The 15,582-nt window shown below is 51.5% G+C and carries 15 protein-coding genes and 1 pseudogene; 4 read left to right on the top strand and 12 right to left on the bottom strand.

Annotated features, from left to right (window positions below; translation table 11 throughout):
- On the top strand, nt 1-291 hold a 291-nt coding region (locus J7G73_RS13480; protein WP_291246644.1), incomplete at its 5' end, for a hypothetical protein.
- Between the two features lie 231 nt (nt 292-522).
- Here J7G73_RS13480 and J7G73_RS13475 read toward each other — a convergent pair.
- From J7G73_RS13475 to J7G73_RS13440, 8 genes and pseudogenes are all read right to left on the bottom strand, one after another.
- Nucleotides 523-723: a helix-turn-helix domain-containing protein gene (locus J7G73_RS13475; protein WP_021661436.1), complete on the bottom strand. Its 201-nt coding sequence runs from the start codon at nt 721-723 to the stop codon at nt 523-525.
- Nucleotides 716-1,156, bottom strand: coding sequence for a sigma-70 family RNA polymerase sigma factor (locus J7G73_RS13470; RefSeq protein ID WP_148430730.1), 441 nt, complete (start codon nt 1,154-1,156; stop codon nt 716-718). Before J7G73_RS13470 ends, J7G73_RS13475 begins: the two co-directional genes overlap by 8 nt.
- 113 nt (nt 1,157-1,269) lie before the next feature.
- Nucleotides 1,270-1,962, bottom strand: a complete 693-nt coding sequence (locus J7G73_RS13465; RefSeq protein ID WP_021661434.1) for a phosphatase PAP2 family protein — start codon at nt 1,960-1,962, stop codon at nt 1,270-1,272.
- Between the two features lie 109 nt (nt 1,963-2,071).
- Nucleotides 2,072-2,677, bottom strand: a complete 606-nt coding sequence (locus J7G73_RS13460) for a helix-turn-helix transcriptional regulator (RefSeq protein WP_021661433.1) — start codon at nt 2,675-2,677, stop codon at nt 2,072-2,074.
- A 129-nt stretch (nt 2,678-2,806) separates the two neighbouring features.
- Nucleotides 2,807-2,935, bottom strand: a pseudogene (locus tag J7G73_RS13455) (Maff2 family mobile element protein); the annotation flags it as partial.
- Between the two features lie 2 nt (nt 2,936-2,937).
- Nucleotides 2,938-4,800, bottom strand: a complete 1,863-nt coding sequence (locus J7G73_RS13450) for a VirD4-like conjugal transfer protein, CD1115 family (RefSeq protein WP_291246643.1) — start codon at nt 4,798-4,800, stop codon at nt 2,938-2,940.
- A complete protein-coding gene (locus J7G73_RS13445) occupies nt 4,797-5,285 on the bottom strand; it encodes a PcfB family protein (protein ID WP_291246642.1) in 489 nt (162 codons plus the stop codon). The genes J7G73_RS13450 and J7G73_RS13445 overlap by 4 nt, the downstream gene beginning before the upstream one ends.
- Before the next feature lie 6 nt (nt 5,286-5,291).
- Nucleotides 5,292-6,185: a DUF6017 domain-containing protein gene (locus tag J7G73_RS13440; protein WP_291246641.1), complete on the bottom strand. Its 894-nt coding sequence runs from the start codon at nt 6,183-6,185 to the stop codon at nt 5,292-5,294.
- 389 nt (nt 6,186-6,574) lie between these two features.
- Here J7G73_RS13440 and J7G73_RS13435 point away from each other — a divergent pair, with 389 nt between their 5' ends.
- The gene (locus J7G73_RS13435) at nt 6,575-8,461 is read left to right on the top strand and encodes a dGTP triphosphohydrolase (RefSeq protein ID WP_291246640.1); all 1,887 of its coding nucleotides are present in this window, start codon (nt 6,575-6,577) and stop codon (nt 8,459-8,461) included.
- 57 nt (nt 8,462-8,518) lie between these two features.
- On the opposite strand, the gene J7G73_RS13430 is transcribed toward J7G73_RS13435, so the two are convergent.
- Complete coding sequence (locus J7G73_RS13430; protein WP_164474964.1) at nt 8,519-8,731, bottom strand: helix-turn-helix domain-containing protein; 213 nt, start codon at nt 8,729-8,731, stop codon at nt 8,519-8,521.
- Between the two features lie 424 nt (nt 8,732-9,155).
- Between J7G73_RS13430 and J7G73_RS13425 the strand changes: the two genes are divergently transcribed.
- Nucleotides 9,156-9,815 (top strand): HAD family phosphatase, encoded by a 660-nt coding sequence (locus J7G73_RS13425; protein ID WP_291246639.1) that lies wholly within the window; start codon nt 9,156-9,158, stop codon nt 9,813-9,815.
- 71 nt (nt 9,816-9,886) lie between these two features.
- Here the strand turns inward: J7G73_RS13425 and J7G73_RS13420 are convergent, their stop codons facing one another.
- The 3 genes from J7G73_RS13420 to J7G73_RS13410 form a co-directional block, all read right to left on the bottom strand.
- The gene (locus J7G73_RS13420; RefSeq protein WP_291246645.1) at nt 9,887-10,786 is read right to left on the bottom strand and encodes a diguanylate cyclase; all 900 of its coding nucleotides are present in this window, start codon (nt 10,784-10,786) and stop codon (nt 9,887-9,889) included.
- 212 nt (nt 10,787-10,998) lie between these two features.
- The gene (locus J7G73_RS13415) at nt 10,999-12,108 is read right to left on the bottom strand and encodes an adenosylcobinamide amidohydrolase (RefSeq protein WP_291246638.1); all 1,110 of its coding nucleotides are present in this window, start codon (nt 12,106-12,108) and stop codon (nt 10,999-11,001) included.
- Nucleotides 12,109-12,193: 85 nt separating this feature from the next.
- Nucleotides 12,194-14,068, bottom strand: a complete 1,875-nt coding sequence (locus tag J7G73_RS13410) for a DUF4914 family protein (protein WP_291246637.1) — start codon at nt 14,066-14,068, stop codon at nt 12,194-12,196.
- 477 nt (nt 14,069-14,545) lie between these two features.
- On the opposite strand from J7G73_RS13410, the gene J7G73_RS13405 reads away from it, so the two are divergent.
- Nucleotides 14,546-15,582: glycerol dehydrogenase (locus J7G73_RS13405; protein ID WP_291246636.1), on the top strand; the 1,037-nt coding region annotated here is incomplete at its 3' end.

Genomic DNA, 15,582 nt, shown 5'->3' with positions numbered 1-15,582 from the left:
GGGTTTGGGGAAGGCACTCCCCAACAAGTTTCCCGCGAGGGGCAAAACCGCAGAATTGCGGATTTTGGCACCGTGGTAGAAACTTGCTCTAAGAAACTGCCGGACTGCCGTTCACTTCCTACTGCCACTTTTTCAGAAAATCGCAACCAACTTTTTCATAAAAGCTGCTGGATTGCCCTCACTTGCTACTGCCACTTTTTCGGGAAATCTATAACCAGCTTTTTTCATAAAAGGCGGCAGGCTGGCATTCTCCCCCCTTACTCCCTACAACACCGCAAAAAGCAAAAATGACGGACTTTCCGGCAAGAACTTTTCCGGTGGCTCGCTCTTTCCCGACAATAAGGCGTTTTGGAAGCTGTGTTTTGCCCGCTGTTTGATAGAAAACGGGAAATTTCCTTGCTCACATACCAGTACCGACACTTTCCCGATTTGCCAAAAATGGGCGCAAAAAAAGCAGCAAATCTTTTTCGGATTTACTGCTTCATGTGCCGCTGCGGGGCGGCGGGATATTCAGTTTTTATGTTATCGGTCAAACCGGAACTTGAACAGGCTTTCAATCAGCTTTGTTCTGATGTAGTCCTCCATATCAGAGTTATAATAGCCGTTCATCTTGGAGAAGTAGCGGATATATCCGGCGTATCGGTCAAGGACAGCTTGTATTGCTATGGGGTCGCCCTCATGTGCCTTTATGATAGTGTCATAGGGGAGAAGTCGGTTACTCATGGGACAACACCTCCATTTCCTCTTTCAGCCGCTTCAAGGCAAGCTGAATATGCCGCCCGATTGTGCTACGTGTCCAGCCGCTTTGTTCCCCGATTTCTTTCTGCGTCAAGTGCTGGAAGTAATACAAAAAGATTTCCTCCTGCGTTTGTTCCGGCAGCTCGGCAAGAGCAACCGCAAGGGAGCAGCTATCTAAAAGTATCGTCTGCCCCCGGACGGAGAATGGATAAGTTTCGCCATAGTCTGGCACTTGAAAATACTCGTCTGTGGTGCTTAGTGGAACAAACTTTTCTTCGGTCAAGTATTCAAGGGAGATTTCTCGTTTCCACTTGGCAAACAGCATACGGGCAGCGTCTATGGAAGCATGGCGAATGACTATCCGGCAATAGGCGTTATGGGTGTACTGGATATGTTCTTTGTATTCTTTCTCGGTCATGGAAAATCCCCCTTTCTCTGATGATAGTGAGGGGCGGCAGCACTCCCTGCTGTCGCCCCTTGACTACCCACCAGCAAGGACAGGCGGGGCTGTCAACGGCGGGCGCAGCCCGTTCATCTTGACCGTTGACTGCTCCGGCTGGCTTTGCTATTTACTAACTGATTTGTGGAATAGTACAACATAACAAGTGTTGCACTAAGCAATATTCCACCCACAATATCAGTAAACCAATGCACACCAGATAAAACCCGCCCAATGACCATAAAACTTGCATAGATACCACAAAAAGCATTTACTATATTCCTTAATCTTTTGCTTGAAATCAAATGGTGAAATTGCATAATAGCCGTAGGCATAATGCACATCATAAGCATTGTTGTAGAGGACGGATAAGAGGCTTCCAAAACACCCTCAATCAAAACAGGTCTGTAATTTACAACAAAAAACTCAAAAAAGAGATATGCCAAAAATACAAGCACATAAAAACCGCCTAATACCAAAATACTGCTATCTACACGAAACAGACTTTTCCTTTTAATAAGTTGCACAAGACCTACCATTGCAAATCCGAACATGATAAACAGTACAGCAATACTCAACCAGTCTGTTATACTATATAGCAGCATATTCACACCAAACAGCGTATGAAAATATTGATTGACTTCCGCAAACCCGACAGATGAACCCTGTGGGCCGATTGGCTGCACATCAACAAACATAATTGCCACTGTGTAGAGAATGAACAAAGCCAACAGTCCGGCAGCTACAATAAAATTGTTTTGGATTTTTTTCTTTTCTTCTTTCATTTTTTTGCTCCTTTGTTTTTTATGTATTTGGCTCTTGCCTAATCACACTTTAACTTTGGAGTGAAAAAAACGAAAGAATTTGCCCGTCACATCATTGATACGCTTCGTGTCATGGGCGTTTTAGCAACAAAGCGCCCTTGATAATCAACAAAACAAATGTAAAAAAGGCTACATAAGGTTGAAGGCTTGCAATAAAGATAACAACGCTAATTATAGTCAATATCATAGATAAGATAGTCTTTGTTTTTATCCAAATAATGCTGGAATAATTTTGCAAAGCTAACGTAGCAATACCACAAGCAACTGTTAATAAAATGATTGCAAAATATGCAACTTTTATGAACAATGGTGTTTCCTGTAACGATAGCAAAGACACTTGACGAATTATCTCGCCCCCTTGCTGTCCAAAAAGAGGGATAAAAAACAACATTACAACAGAGCAATCAATCAAGCCAAATACTAAATCACGCATATGCTGTGTTTTTTGGTGACTATCTTTTTCTGCAATACAAATCAGTTCTCTATTGGATAACAGTTCATCTATTGTTACTCCGAAAAATTCTGCAATAGCTTTTAAGGAGTCAATGCTTGGATAGCCACGCCCTGACTCCCATTTTGAAATGGCAGTTCGTGAAACAAACAGTATTTCAGAAAGTTCTTCTTGTGTTAGATTTTTTTGTTTTCTAAGTTCTTGCAGCTTTTCGTGAAATTCCATAAGCGTTTACCACCTTGATATTTTTTGTTTTTATTATACCATACGGATACAACTTTTTATAGCCGGTCTTTCAAATTACGGAATAGGGGCGGTTGCCTATCAAATTATTGTGTTACTTTACCGCACATGAGCATTGGAGGCCGGGTTGTCCTGGCCGTAACCTTCCAAAAGGTTGATGCCGCCCCATACGCACAGGCCGCCGCCCAGGGCGATGACCAGAGTCTGCAAAACGTCAATAGCGTTGGTAAAAAAGCTCATATTCACATTTCCTTTCGTTCAGTTGAATTGTCGGGTTGAAGGTCGGTCGCTTTCAATTCGTACAGATCGAAAGGCTCGTCCGGCTTCACGATGGCCGGTCTGCGTTTCATGTACCGTTCAATGTCAAAGGCGTTTTTCTTGTCGGCGTCGGCAAGGTACTTGTAGCGGGGATGCTTCGTTATATCAAACTTGTCGCTGAAAAACGGCCGCACCCCTCGAAGCTGCAAAATACACTTGCCTCCGTCCATTACCGCGATCTCGTCCTGGGTCATCAGCTCCTTTCCTAATTTCTGATAGTTGAGGCCGTGGGAAACCTGGCTGCCCCGGTTCTCGGATTGATTGAAGCTGTCGATGGTCTCCTTGCCCAGCAGCTCCGAGATTTCTTTCAGGGTGGATTTCTCCTTGCCTCCCAAAAACAAGGTGGTGTCGCAGTTGCCCACAATGGTATCCGCGGCGTCCTTGTAGATGGTCTTTAACTGGCTTTGGGACTGCAAAATAATAGAAGCCGAGATTTCCCGGCTCCGGATGGTGGCGATCAGCTTGTCGAAGTTGGGTATCTGCCCGATGTTGGCGAACTCGTCCAGAAGGCACCGCACATGGACGGGCAGCCTGCCGCCGTACACATCGTCCGCTTTGTCACAAAGGAGGTTGAATAGCTGGCTTTGCAGCATGGCGATAACGAAGTTGAAGGTGGTGTCCGTGTCGCTCATGATGAGGAACAGCGCCGTTTTCCGGTCGCCCAGGGCATCCAGCTCCAGTTCATCGTCCGACATGATCTCCCGCAGCTCCGCAATATCGAAGGGAGCAAGGCGGGCGCCGCAGCTAATCAGGATGGATTTCAGGGTCTTGCCGGCGGCCAGCTTGAATTTGCGGTACTGCTTCACGGCGAAGTGGTCCGGGTGCTCCTTCTCCAGCTTGGCAAACAGCAGGTCAACCGGGCTTTGAAATTCTTCGTCGTCCTCTCTGGCCTCGGATGCGTTGATAAGTTCCAGCAGCGTGAGGAAGTCCTTTTCTTCCGGCTCCGCCTCGTACCAGATGTACCCGATCAGGGCGCAGTACAAAAGGCGTTCTGCCTTGACCCAAAAATCCTCGGAGGATTTTTCCCCGTCGCCTTTGGTGTTGGCAATGATGACATTGACCAGCTTTAAAATATCCTTTTCGCTGCGAATGTAGGCGAAGGGGTTGTATTTCATGCTCTTTTTGAAATTGATGGTGTTGAGGACCTTGATGCGGTACGGTTCATAAACGACCTTCCCGTGGGCATCCCGCATGGGCTTTCCGTTCTCGTCCAGCTTGGGGGCGCCCCGCCGCAGCATGGTCCCCACCTCGGACAAAAGCTGTCCTTTGGGATCGGTGACCACATAGGAACTGTGCATCTGCATGAGGGAGGGTTTGACGAAGAATCGGGTCTTGCCGCTGCCGCTGCCGCCGATGACCAGAATGTTCTTGTTCCGGGCGTACTTGGGATTTTTCGGGCGGCTGGACATGGTGAGCTTTTCCGTCTGGGTCAGAGGGATGTTCCAGTCAGGGACCGGATCGACATAGGGGGCGATATCGGCCGCTGTGCCCCATCGGGCACTGCCGTACTCGATGCCCTTACGGTATTTGCGGGCGTTCTTGCCTTTGGCATACACCGCCAGCCGAACAATGACCGCCCCGGCGATGCCCACCAGCAGGTTCAGGGGATGCAGGCTGGGCAGCCCAGAAGAAAACGCCTCCGTAAAGCCCTGGCTCAAATGCAGGAACTTTTCAGAGGCGTCAAGGCCGGGCGCAAGGCGCACCGCCTGGCAGAGCTTATCAAAGAGAAACACGAACAGTAGATACGGTAGATTGAGGATGAGGGCTTTTTTCCAGGTATCGGTCATAATTCCACACCCCGGTCTTTGGTTTTGACTTTCTCCCGCTGGCGGTGCTGGGCTTTCGACTGCTGCTTCGCCTGCTCCAGCTCCTCGCGGATGGAGGGCTTTTTCTCTTTCTCCAGGTTCTTTGTGGAGAACTCACGGAAAGCCGCCGTGATGACGTCGGCATCCCGCCCCTTGAAGAACACCAGGTAGCGGGGTATCTCGCCGCTGGTATCCTTTTTCAGTGCGAAGTCAATGCCGTATTTCTTGGCGGTGGCGGAAAAGGCCCGGATGTTCTGGTCGGTGATCTCAATGTTGGAAACGCCAGTGTTGTGCTTCATCAGCTGCCGGATGGTCTGCTTGCCGTGGTGCAGCTTGGTTTTGTGGCCGGTCACTCCTTTCTGCATCTCGTCCAGCACCTTTTTCATGGCCTGTTGCAGCATCCCGGCGGATAGCTTGGTGGCCTCCACACAGAGGGCAACGGTGCGCTGGGTGACTTCTTCCTGCATAAGTCATCATCTCCTTTCTCCGCCGCCGTATAGGTCATGGTTCACCAGGGACGCATAGTAGCTGTCGATGGTGGCCGGGGCGTTATACAGGGCAGCCAGCAGATATTTCTTGATGTTGCGGACATAGGTGGTGTTCTCCCGCATACGGTCCAGCACATACTCGATGTGAGAACTGTTCAGCTTCAGGAACCGGGATTTGACCACCTCCGCCGGATAGTCGTCTCCGGCAATGCGGATCATCTCCCTGCGGGAACAGACGGTATCCACCATGAGCTCAACCAATTCATTCAGCATATCCCGGTCCAGCCGGTCATCCCGGCATAGATAGTCATACTCGATATTCTCCAAAATCAGTTCCCGATAGCTCTCTCGCTCCCGCATCCAGTCCCGTCCGGTCCTGCTGGCCCCTGCGGGGGACTGGGGGCTTGATTGGATAGGATTTGATCCTTCCGTACTTGGTGAATCAGTATTTTGTTCTTCAGGATTTCTTTTCTCTTTATTTAATTGCGGCCGGTTTTCCAGACATGGATTATCCATATCCGGGTTTTCCGTATCTGAACAAGCCGTATCCGGCTCGTCCTCACACGGCTGGCCCGTGTCCGGGGGATGAGGCGTCTCGTAGATGACATACTCCACATCCACGATCTTGCCCTTGCTGTCTCGGAGCCGATTGCGGACTATGTATCCGGCTCGCTCCAGCTCCTTCAGGGCGGAGCCAATGCTGTCCGTACCCTCCTTGCAGATTTTAGCCAAGCCCCTGGTAGTGTAGTTCCAGTCCTCCGGCAAGGACAGCATCATGGAGAGCAGCCCTTTGGATTTTAGGGACAGTCCCGCGTTCCGCAGGTGGTGATTGGACATCACCGTGTAGTTGCGGGTTTTCTCAATGCGAAATACCGCCATGGTATCACCTCCTTTCGGCGGTTGGGAAAAGTGTTCGTTTTAAGGGAGAAGACAGCCTCTATGCCTCCTGGACACCCCGGAGGGGAAAACCTACGGGCGGCGGCCTTCGTGCTGATTGTGCAAGAGAAAACATGGATTTTTTGACTCCTTTCGGTGCAGTTTAGAGATTCTAAATCTATTGCTTATGGTAGCCTTTAAACCAAGTAATAGATGCGATATGAAATGCCGCAAAAAGCCATAGGCTTATAACCTATGGCTGTGAAAATCTAATTTAGGATTGTTATTCCAAGGCGGAAATGGTATAATTAAACAAAATAATTTTCTACTATTTTTTTCTTTTGGCTGTTTTGCCTATCCGGTTTAAATAGCAACTGCAAGGGGGAATCGAAGTGCCTAATTATTCTAACAACAAATTGTATATCATCAAAATGAAAAACCAAGCAACCGGTTTAAATAGATTTCGAGAATATCTAACTAACAGTAAGAATAATGCCAATCCTCCCGCATATTACAATTTAACTGCTACGACGTCCACACATGATAGAGATGTGTTTGAGGAAATGGATGACGATGTACACTACAGGTGTGCATTACTGGATTACCAAGGTGACGAGATAAGCTGTATTTACTGGTGTATCTGTTATAAGTATGTAAGCGAAGATATACAATCCATTCATTGCAAGCTAAAATACAAAACCAAAGAAGAATCAGTTATAGAAAATTTTGTATATAATCTGCATTTGAATTTGGAAACAGATTTTCCTGGTGATTCTTATCTCAACTTTGAAATTTCAGAACCATTAATTGAACAAATGAGGAAATTTGAAACTGCGCCATTTGTTCAAGAAAAAGTGGCGTTGGCCTATCAAGAACTTGAAGAAGAAAATGGCTTATCACCGTTAGCCCAAAAAAATCAATATTGCCGAAGAAAGTATAATCTCAGGTCCCCTCAACAGCGCGGAGAGTTCCAGCGTGACCATGATCGAATTATTTATTCGAAAGCGTTTAGGAGAATGGTGGACAAGGCGCAAATTTTTTCTTCAGCAAAAGGAGACCATTATCGCACTCGAATGACGCACACACTAATTGTGTGTCAAATTGCAAAAAGCATAAGTCATCAATTGAAGCTCAACAGTTCATTGGCAGAAGCAATTGCTATTGGTCATGATATAGGTCACACTCCTTTCGGACATCAGGGAGAGCGAACTCTTCATGCCATTCTAACAGGCAAAGAAGGATTTGAGGTTAATTTTCTCTCTCTTAAATCAGATGACCCTATAGAAGATGAGTCAGTTCTGTTTCCCTATGGAGGATTTAAGCACAACTATCAAAGCGTCCGCGTAGCATCTTGTCTTGAATCTCAATATCCGGAAATAGATGGATTGGATTTGTCTGAGCAAACACTTAATGGTATGTGGATGCATACTGGGAAAAAAGCGGGCTTAGACATACAAGATTTTTCAGACGGTTTTCTAACTGAACAAGGTGATGTAGCATTTACATTAGAGGGACAGGTTGTTGCTGTGGCGGATGAAATTGCCCAAAGAAGTCATGACATCGATGATGCATTCGCTTCGCATTTAATCACCCCTGTTGAGCTTTCACAATATTTATCGCTAAAAAAATCAAATGCACTAAAACAAGAGATTGACAAATTATTAGAAAAAATTGAGGATTTAGATTCTAAAAATCGTTTATTCTCTGATAAAAGTGAACTAATCTATTCTCAAATTTCTTCTATAATTGTTCATCATTTTATTCGAGATGTTTGTTGTGCAACAGCTGAAAGAATGAAAGCATATGATGTTGAACAGTTTAACAAAAATAACCACTGTATTGATCAAAAGTTGGTTTGGTTCTCAGATCTGGGAGCGGATTTATGTAAATACTTAGAAAATATAATAAGTAAAAAAGTGATTAATAGTCATGAAGTGACTATGTTCGATCAAAATGGCTCCAACATTGTACTTGCATTGTTCAAAGCATATTACAAAAATCCAATGCTCTTACATAAGGGAACTTTGCAAAGAATTTGGAATGAGTATAGAGAACAAGGTTTTGAAGTTATTAGTTTTAGAGAAGGAAACCCTCAGCTCATCAAAGATGAATGGAATAATATTACAACAGCAAATATTCCCGCAAATGAAGAGCAGCGTACCGAAGAAGACAAAGTACTATTGAAAAAAAGAATTATCCTTGTACGAGGAATCTGTGATTTTATTTCTGGTATGACTGATAGCTACGCAATAAATGAATACCGTAAAATCGTACCCTAATTGATTTTTACAAAACGAAGAGCGCCATCGGTTACATGCCTATGGCGCTCTTATCTGTCATTCCGTTTCGACCTCTGGTTCTTCCATAGCTAGCCAGTCCTCAAACGACTTTCTTGAAATGCGGATCGCATAACCGATGCGAATTGTTTTGAACTCTCCAGAGTTCACCAAGCGGTATGCGGTGGATTTTGCAATACCAAGAATTGCGGCAATATCATCCACGGTATAGGTTCTGTTGCTCGGCAGCTTCTTTTCCTGCGATGTACTCATAATTTTGCCTCCCATTTTTCGTAGGCGTTTTGACTATGCCTATCTGATTTTCCTTGTGGCAAAGGGGCTTTCTGCCATCATCCGTGCTAAGAATTTGCTAATTTGACATTCTGAACAGGCCGTAACGAGGCGGCATTTTACGGATTTTTGTGCAGATTGACCAGTGACCACACAATGTCACAACGAATCAAAAATAATGGGAAGTTATGATGGGTATATCGTACCAAAAGAAACGCCAAACTCCTAAGGGTTAGTTGTGAGTTCGATTCTTGCCGGGGGTGCCAGCAGGACAAGCCTTTAAGCAGGCTTGTCCTGTTTTTTTGATAGCTTCGCGGGATAAAAGACTGTGGGCGCCGGTTGTCAATCCATAGAAAATGGGGTAGAATAGAGGCTGCAAAACAAGCGCAAGGAAGGAATTTCTTTTATGATAAAAGCGGTTATTTTTGATATGGACGGCCTGATGTTTGATACCGAGCGTCTGTGGGATACTCTGTGGGAACCTGCCTGCCAGGCGTTGGGGCTGGAAATGCCGCAGGATCTGGAGGCATTTTTTACCGGCGGCCGCGGGCTGGCGGGTGTGAGGCTGAACGAGCACATTCATAAATTCTTTCCCCAGACAGACCCCCAGGTGATCGTGGAAAAGGTGTGGGAGCTGGCGGAGGAACGGTTTTCTCAGGGTGTGCCCTGCAAGCCGGGCCTTGCCGAGCTGCTGGAAACGCTGGCGGAGAAAAAGCTGCCTCGCATCGTGGCCAGCTCCAGCCCCCGAGCGCTGATCTTGAAAAACCTGGAAACCACCGGTATGGCCCGGTATTTTGATCAGGTGGTCTGCGGCGCGGATGTGCGCCACAGCAAGCCCGCACCGGATATCTTTCTGGAGGCGGCCCGCCGTCTGGGGGTGGACATCCGGGACTGTCTGGTTCTGGAGGACAGCTTCAACGGTGTGCGCGCGGGCCACGCGGCCGGGGCGGTCACTGTGATGGTGCCGGATATCGCCCAGCCTGATGAGGAGATCCGGGCGCTGTACAGCCGGTGTTGTAAGGACCTGCTTGAGGTCCGCCAGCTGCTGCTGGATGGTCAGATGTAAACAAAGGAAAAAAACGCCGCCCTGCCGGGAACTTCCGGCAGGGCGGCGTTTTTTGGATGGAATAAGGGCGTTTATAGAATACTGCCCTGGTTTTTGCCTTGGGCCTTCGCCTGATAGAGGGCTTTATCCGCCCGTTTAAAGGCGCTTTCCAGGCAGTCATCGCTGTAAATGGGAGTGCCGCCGATGGAGATGCCGGTCCAGGCGGGTTCCTCACCGGAAACTTCTGCAGTGCGCGCCAGCAGCCGCTGCATCAGTTCCTGCGCGTTGCGCTCGGAGCCCAATCCGCAGCACAGCAGAACGAACTCATCGCCGCCCATGCGGCAGACCAGATCGTGGGAGCGCACGGTGGCCATCAGCAGATCGGAAAGCCGCCGGAGCATGTGGTTGCCTGCCAGATGGCCGTGGGTATCGTTGAGGGTCTTGAAATCGTCCATGTCCACCACGATGAGCCATGCGTCGTGTTTGTCCAGATCGGTGTAAAAGCTCTGCAAGGTGTTGAAATTGATCAGACCGGTCAGACTGTCCCGCTGGGCCAGCTGGGTCAGATGCTCAATGGTTTCCTGAGAACGCTCGATCTGCTGGGTCAGGGTGCGCGGATAATATTCACCATCCATCTGTTCGGGATTGGGAATGGACTGATGCAGATGGAGGACTTTCCATTCGCCGTCAATTTTTTTATACAGAATCGTAAAGCGGCTGTCCATATTGATGCGGATGCTGTTATCGGTGCTGTCGCCCCAGATATATAATCCGCCATAGACCAGGCTGCAGTCTTCACTCAGCGGCTGTTCTGTGCACCAGAAGTCCCGAAAATGGAATAAAAAATCTCCCCGGGTCTGGATGTCCTTGTTCATTGCCTGCGTGAACTGATCCAGATCGCGGTAGATTTCGTGCTTGCCGGTGCCAATGACAGAGCAGGCAGGAGCAAAGTGATTCAGGCCACTTAAATTTCCCTCATTGCATTTAGCCAGATAAGCTGCCCAGAGTTCTTTTGTGCGCTGGCAAAGATCCCTTCAGTTCCTCCTTGTTTTGCCTGAAAAAGACGGAATATGCGCATTGTGATGGGCCAAGCAGGATACGTGATATAGGCCCAATTTCACAAAAGGAGATCATATCAAAAAACGCATGTCAATAAACTGAGTGGGAAAAAGAGCCGGAAGAAAAATCGAGGAATGAGCTGCGTTCAAGCAGTAGGGTAAAGCTGTTCCTGCTCCCGCAGATGCGCCAGAAGAAGCCCGGCCAGAAAGCCCTCCAGCCGCTGCTCCAGCGACTGAGCGGTGTCCGGAGCAGTCGCTTTGAACTGAAAATGCGCGGCCAGCTCGCCAAGCAGATGCTCCGCCCAGTCATCGGCCTGGGCAGATGTGAGCAGACCGGCATGCAGCTGGTCGATCAGATGCAGATACAGTGCCACAGCGCTCACGGCGAAGGCATCCCGGTCCAGCTTGGCCAGCGCCCGGTCAAAAGCGGCGCTGCCGCCGGGAAGGCTGCCGGAGCAGTGGGCCTGCAGGCTTTGGGCATTGATGCCGAAACGCTGCAGCCGCCGCAGCATACTGCGCTGAAACTCCGGGCACAGGCCGGTCTGGCGCAGCAGAGCTTCCGCCACCGCCTGGCTCACGGCCTGGGCCGCCAGTTCGCCGAACTTGAAATGCTTGCCTGCGTTCAAAAGGAAGGGTGAAGTGCCGGAATCATCGCAGACGATCACCAGCCCATCGGTGCCAGTGCCGGTGGCCAGTCGGGGCGAGGCGCTGCTGCCCTGCATCAGGTCCCGCAGCACGGCGGTCTTGGCCTCGGTGGCGGTGAGCACCAGCTCCACCATGGCACCGGGGGAAAGGGCCTGGCCGGTGATGAGAAAGATGTTGATGGTGCCTGCCGGAACGGCGCAGGGCTTGCCGGCCTGCTCGGTGAGGGTGGCCGGGTCACCGGCGCACAGAGCGTTCACATCCGCCCCGGCGGAGACCGCAGCTGTGACCCAAAGCTCCTGCCACTGACGGGTGACCAGGACCATATTGTCCAGATTCACGGCGGTGTCCAGCCCGGTGGTGTGCTCCGGGTCCAGACCCAGGCGCCGGGCCACGGCCCGCTGGTGCTCCAGCAGGGTATCACCCTCCATGGGGCGGCAGACTCCGGCAGGGCCGCAGTCGCTGTAATTGAACACGGCGCTCAGGTCCCGGCGCAGGCCGCCGCCGTTTGCAGCGGTGGAAAGCACCGCCCGGGGGCCGGAAAAGGTGAGGATTGCGGCCTGCTCGGTGCAGTCGAGCCGATCCCCGTTCAAGAGAGAAAAGCAGCGTTTCATAAATTTCCTCCGGAAGGCGGGACGGGCCCGCATGGGATGCAAAAGGCCCCCCGGTCAGCGGCCGGGAGGCCTTGTTTGGCAGAAATTATTTCAGGCCCAAGGGAGTGATGGCGCAGTAGTCCTCGATGGTGCCGCGCTTTTTGAAGCACTCCAGGATCTGCTTGCCCACCGGGTGCAGTTCCTCCACATCGAAGGCCTCCAGCTCCTTGGCAAAGAAGTCGTACAGAATCTGGGCGCCCTTCTCGTAGCCTTCCATACCCATCTGATCCTGGGTTTCGGGATGCAGGAACGCGGAACGGATGTCCTGGCCGTCCACCTTCATCTCCTTCATGCAGTAGCCCAGCAGGGCGCAGGGAGCGGGGGACAGGCGGTCCATCTTCATGTTCACGCCGCCGCGGCGGGCCAGATACTCACGGCTGATCCACTCGGCCGCGAAGCCGATGCGGTATACGCCGATGTGCTGGTTGGGAATCAGTACGTACTTGGTGTTGGGGCAGGCCAGAATCTGCTCCAGCAGCAGGTTTGCCTGGCGTACCCGCAGGCCGGTGGCGAAGGGCCAGTAGGAGCCCACGCCTTCGCTGGCCAGAGGCGAGTTGCCGCTGATGCTGGGGTTCTTGAAGCCGCGGGGGGCCACCAGACGCCACAGCCAGGCCAGGGCGGGCGGGATGATGTGCATCAGGCCCATGATGCCGTAGTCCGGGCGGGCGGCGCTGGAGGGCGGCATGCGCACGCCGAAGCTGCGCACATCCACCTCCACCGGCTTATCCACGATGTTGTCCACCATTTTGCGGGGAACGATCACGCGGGGGTTGGGGCAGGGCTTGCCGGTGGAGTCCATGGTGTGCTCCCACACCAGGCAGGTGGAACCGGGCACGCCCTCGATGTTGAAGAACACCAGAGGCTTTTTGCTGTGGATGGTGATGCGCTCGTACATGGGGTCCGAGCCGTATTCGGTGATGCCGTCCACACGCAGGAACCAGCCATCCTCGCCGTCGTACAGGGCCAGCTTGCCGCTGCCGGTCTGGAAGGAGGGATGGCAGATCGCCATGTCGTCGGTGACCGGGTAGATGGTACAGGTATCGCTCATATGCAGGTAATCTTTTTCGCCGCTTTCCAGGTTGGTGCCCAGCAGCACGCGGCCGTCCGGTACACGGTGTACATCCTGCAGCAGCTCACTCTTGCCGCCGCCGGAAGCGCCCTCGTGCATCATGACCATCTCGTTCTCGTAGGGGGTCACGATCCGGGCAGCAGAGGCGTGGGCGGTGACCCAGCCCTCCTGCTCGCCGATGTCCAGCAGAACGCTGTAGATGCCCTTCTTGGCAGAGGGGCCGGGGTACAGGTTGTAGGCGAAAACCTCGTGGCGGTCGTCCAGCCGGTTGTGCACGCACACCTGCTTGCCGTCAAAGTGAGTGTGGCGGAAGGGAGGAGCCACATACACGATGGCACGGGGCTTGAAGTTGTGGATGTCCTTGGCGCAGACGAAGGCCTGCAGCTGGGAGAGCGCAAACGCAAAGAAGGCCGCGTTGCGGGGGCAGACCAGCAGAGCCTGGTAACCGTATTCGTAGCCGCCGGCCATGAAGGGAACCAGAATCAGCTCCTGACGGGCCAGCCACTTGTAAGTATCCACCTTCAGGGTGTTGAAGTCGTAGCCGTACACATCCTTGAAGCGGGGCTTGTCGGTGGGCTTGTCGTCACCGATGCGCATGCAGTCCGGGTCGCGGCGGCGCATGTAGTCCTCCACATAGTTGACCACAGCACCATTTTTGCAGCGCACCACGTCGGCCTCCTTCACAAGAGTGCCGTTTACATCGTAGGAAACATCGATCTGCTTGGTGCTGCCGTTGCCAAAGATCAGATCATACAGCATCTCCTCCGTTTTGGGGATGATGATGCTGGGGCTGTTGTTCAAAATCATTTCCAAATCGCGCGGAAGCACGAATTCTTCCAGTAATACGTTCATGACGAATCTCGAACCCCTCTCTTGTTTCATTCCGGTTCGTTAAAAAACCTATAATAATAGGGTAACAAATAAAAAGATAACTTGTCAACCAAAGGCAAAAGCGGATGGCGCGGGTACACTTTGCTAAAATAGCCTGGAAAAGCCGTTGCCAGCCACTTTTTTCGCTGCATGCCCCTATTATACTATGAAAATATTTGATATTTTATGAATAAAGCTTTAATTTCGTAAAAAAATACCGGTTTAATCCGGGAAGCGATTAATAAACAAAAGAAGAAACGAGAAAAGCCATACTTTAAAAAAGCATTTGAGGGCCCGGAAATGCGGCATGTGCCGGATGCGCTGCGGGCAGATTTCATAAAATTTGCCTGTTCTTTTTTTAACGATTGCCAGTAGAATTTGTTCGAAAAACAGTGGTATAATGACCGCAGAATGTTTTGCGCGGGAGTGATCCGCGCATCCAAAAAGGAGAGAGTGACTATGGCAAACGTGATCGGCAGCCCCTCCCGCTATGTGCAGGGGCGCGGGGAACTGGCTCATCTGTATGAGCACTGCGAGAAATACGGCAAGGATCTGTTCGTGCTGGTAAGTGCCTCCGGCAAAAAGCGCGTGGAGGGCAAGATCGCCCAGAGCGTGGAAGGCACCGGCGCGAAGGTGGTGTACGAGATCTTCAACGGCGAGTGCAGTCAGAAGGAGATCGACCAGGTGGTCGAGGCCTTTAAGGCTTCCGGCTGCAGCGTGGTGGTTGGCATCGGCGGCGGCAAGATCCACGACACCGCCAAGGCGGCTGCCTACTATGCGGGCGCTCCGGTGGTCATCGTGCCCACCATCGCCTCCACCGACGCACCCTGCAGCGCCCTTTCTGTGATCTACACCGATGAGGGTGTGTTTGATCGCTACCTGTTCCTGCCTGCCAACCCCACCGTGGTTCTGGTGGACACTGACATTGTAGCCGCTGCTCCCGCCCGCCTGCTGGTATCCGGCATGGGCGACGCACTGGCCACCTACTTTGAGGCCCGGGCCTGCCAGGCCTCCGGCGCGTCCAACTGCGTGGGCGGCAAGGTGACTCTGGCTGCCATGAGCCTGGCCCGCCTGTGCTACGAGACCCTGCTGGCCGACGGCCTGAAGGCCAAGCTGGCAGTGGAGCGTCATGTCTGCACCAAGGCGGTGGAGAACGTGATCGAGGCCAATACCTATCTGTCCGGCGTGGGCTTTGAGAGCGGCGGCCTGGCGGGCGCGCACGCCATCCACAACGGCCTGACCGCCATCCCCGAGACCCACAGCCTGTACCACGGCGAGAAGGTGGCCTTCGGTACTCTGGTCCAGCTGGTGCTGGAGAACGCTCCTCTGGAGGAGCTGGAAGAGGTGCTGGAGTTCTGCACCGAGGTGGGCCTGCCCACTACTCTGGCAGACCTGGGCGTGGAGAATCCCACCCAGGAGCAGCTGATGGAGGTTGCCAAGCTGGCCTGCGCCGACGCCGACACCCTGCACAACATGCCCTTCCCGGTGGATGCCGA

Source organism: Allofournierella sp. (genome assembly GCF_017889395.1).
GTDB lineage: Bacteria > Bacillota > Clostridia > Oscillospirales > Ruminococcaceae > Allofournierella.
The sequence above is the reverse complement of the archived record's forward strand: the minus strand, read 5'-3'. Positions and strand labels throughout refer to the sequence as shown.

What these genes read in the sequence shown, in the direction of transcription:
- J7G73_RS13470 (WP_148430730.1), bottom strand. Translation starts at nt 1,156, where the DNA reads ATGACCGAGAAAGAATACAAAGAACATATCCAGTACACCCATAACGCC.
- J7G73_RS13465 (WP_021661434.1), bottom strand. Translation starts at nt 1,962, where the DNA reads ATGAAAGAAGAAAAGAAAAAAATCCAAAACAATTTTATTGTAGCTGCC.
- J7G73_RS13440 (WP_291246641.1), bottom strand. Translation starts at nt 6,185, where the DNA reads ATGGCGGTATTTCGCATTGAGAAAACCCGCAACTACACGGTGATGTCC.
- J7G73_RS13460 (WP_021661433.1), bottom strand. Translation starts at nt 2,677, where the DNA reads ATGGAATTTCACGAAAAGCTGCAAGAACTTAGAAAACAAAAAAATCTA.
- J7G73_RS13445 (WP_291246642.1), bottom strand. Translation starts at nt 5,285, where the DNA reads ATGCAGGAAGAAGTCACCCAGCGCACCGTTGCCCTCTGTGTGGAGGCC.
- J7G73_RS13410 (WP_291246637.1), bottom strand. Translation starts at nt 14,068, where the DNA reads ATGAACGTATTACTGGAAGAATTCGTGCTTCCGCGCGATTTGGAAATG.
- J7G73_RS13425 (WP_291246639.1), top strand. Translation starts at nt 9,156, where the DNA reads ATGATAAAAGCGGTTATTTTTGATATGGACGGCCTGATGTTTGATACC.
- J7G73_RS13450 (WP_291246643.1), bottom strand. Translation starts at nt 4,800, where the DNA reads ATGACCGATACCTGGAAAAAAGCCCTCATCCTCAATCTACCGTATCTA.
- J7G73_RS13475 (WP_021661436.1), bottom strand. Translation starts at nt 723, where the DNA reads ATGAGTAACCGACTTCTCCCCTATGACACTATCATAAAGGCACATGAG.
- J7G73_RS13415 (WP_291246638.1), bottom strand. Translation starts at nt 12,108, where the DNA reads ATGAAACGCTGCTTTTCTCTCTTGAACGGGGATCGGCTCGACTGCACC.
- J7G73_RS13430 (WP_164474964.1), bottom strand. Translation starts at nt 8,731, where the DNA reads ATGAGTACATCGCAGGAAAAGAAGCTGCCGAGCAACAGAACCTATACC.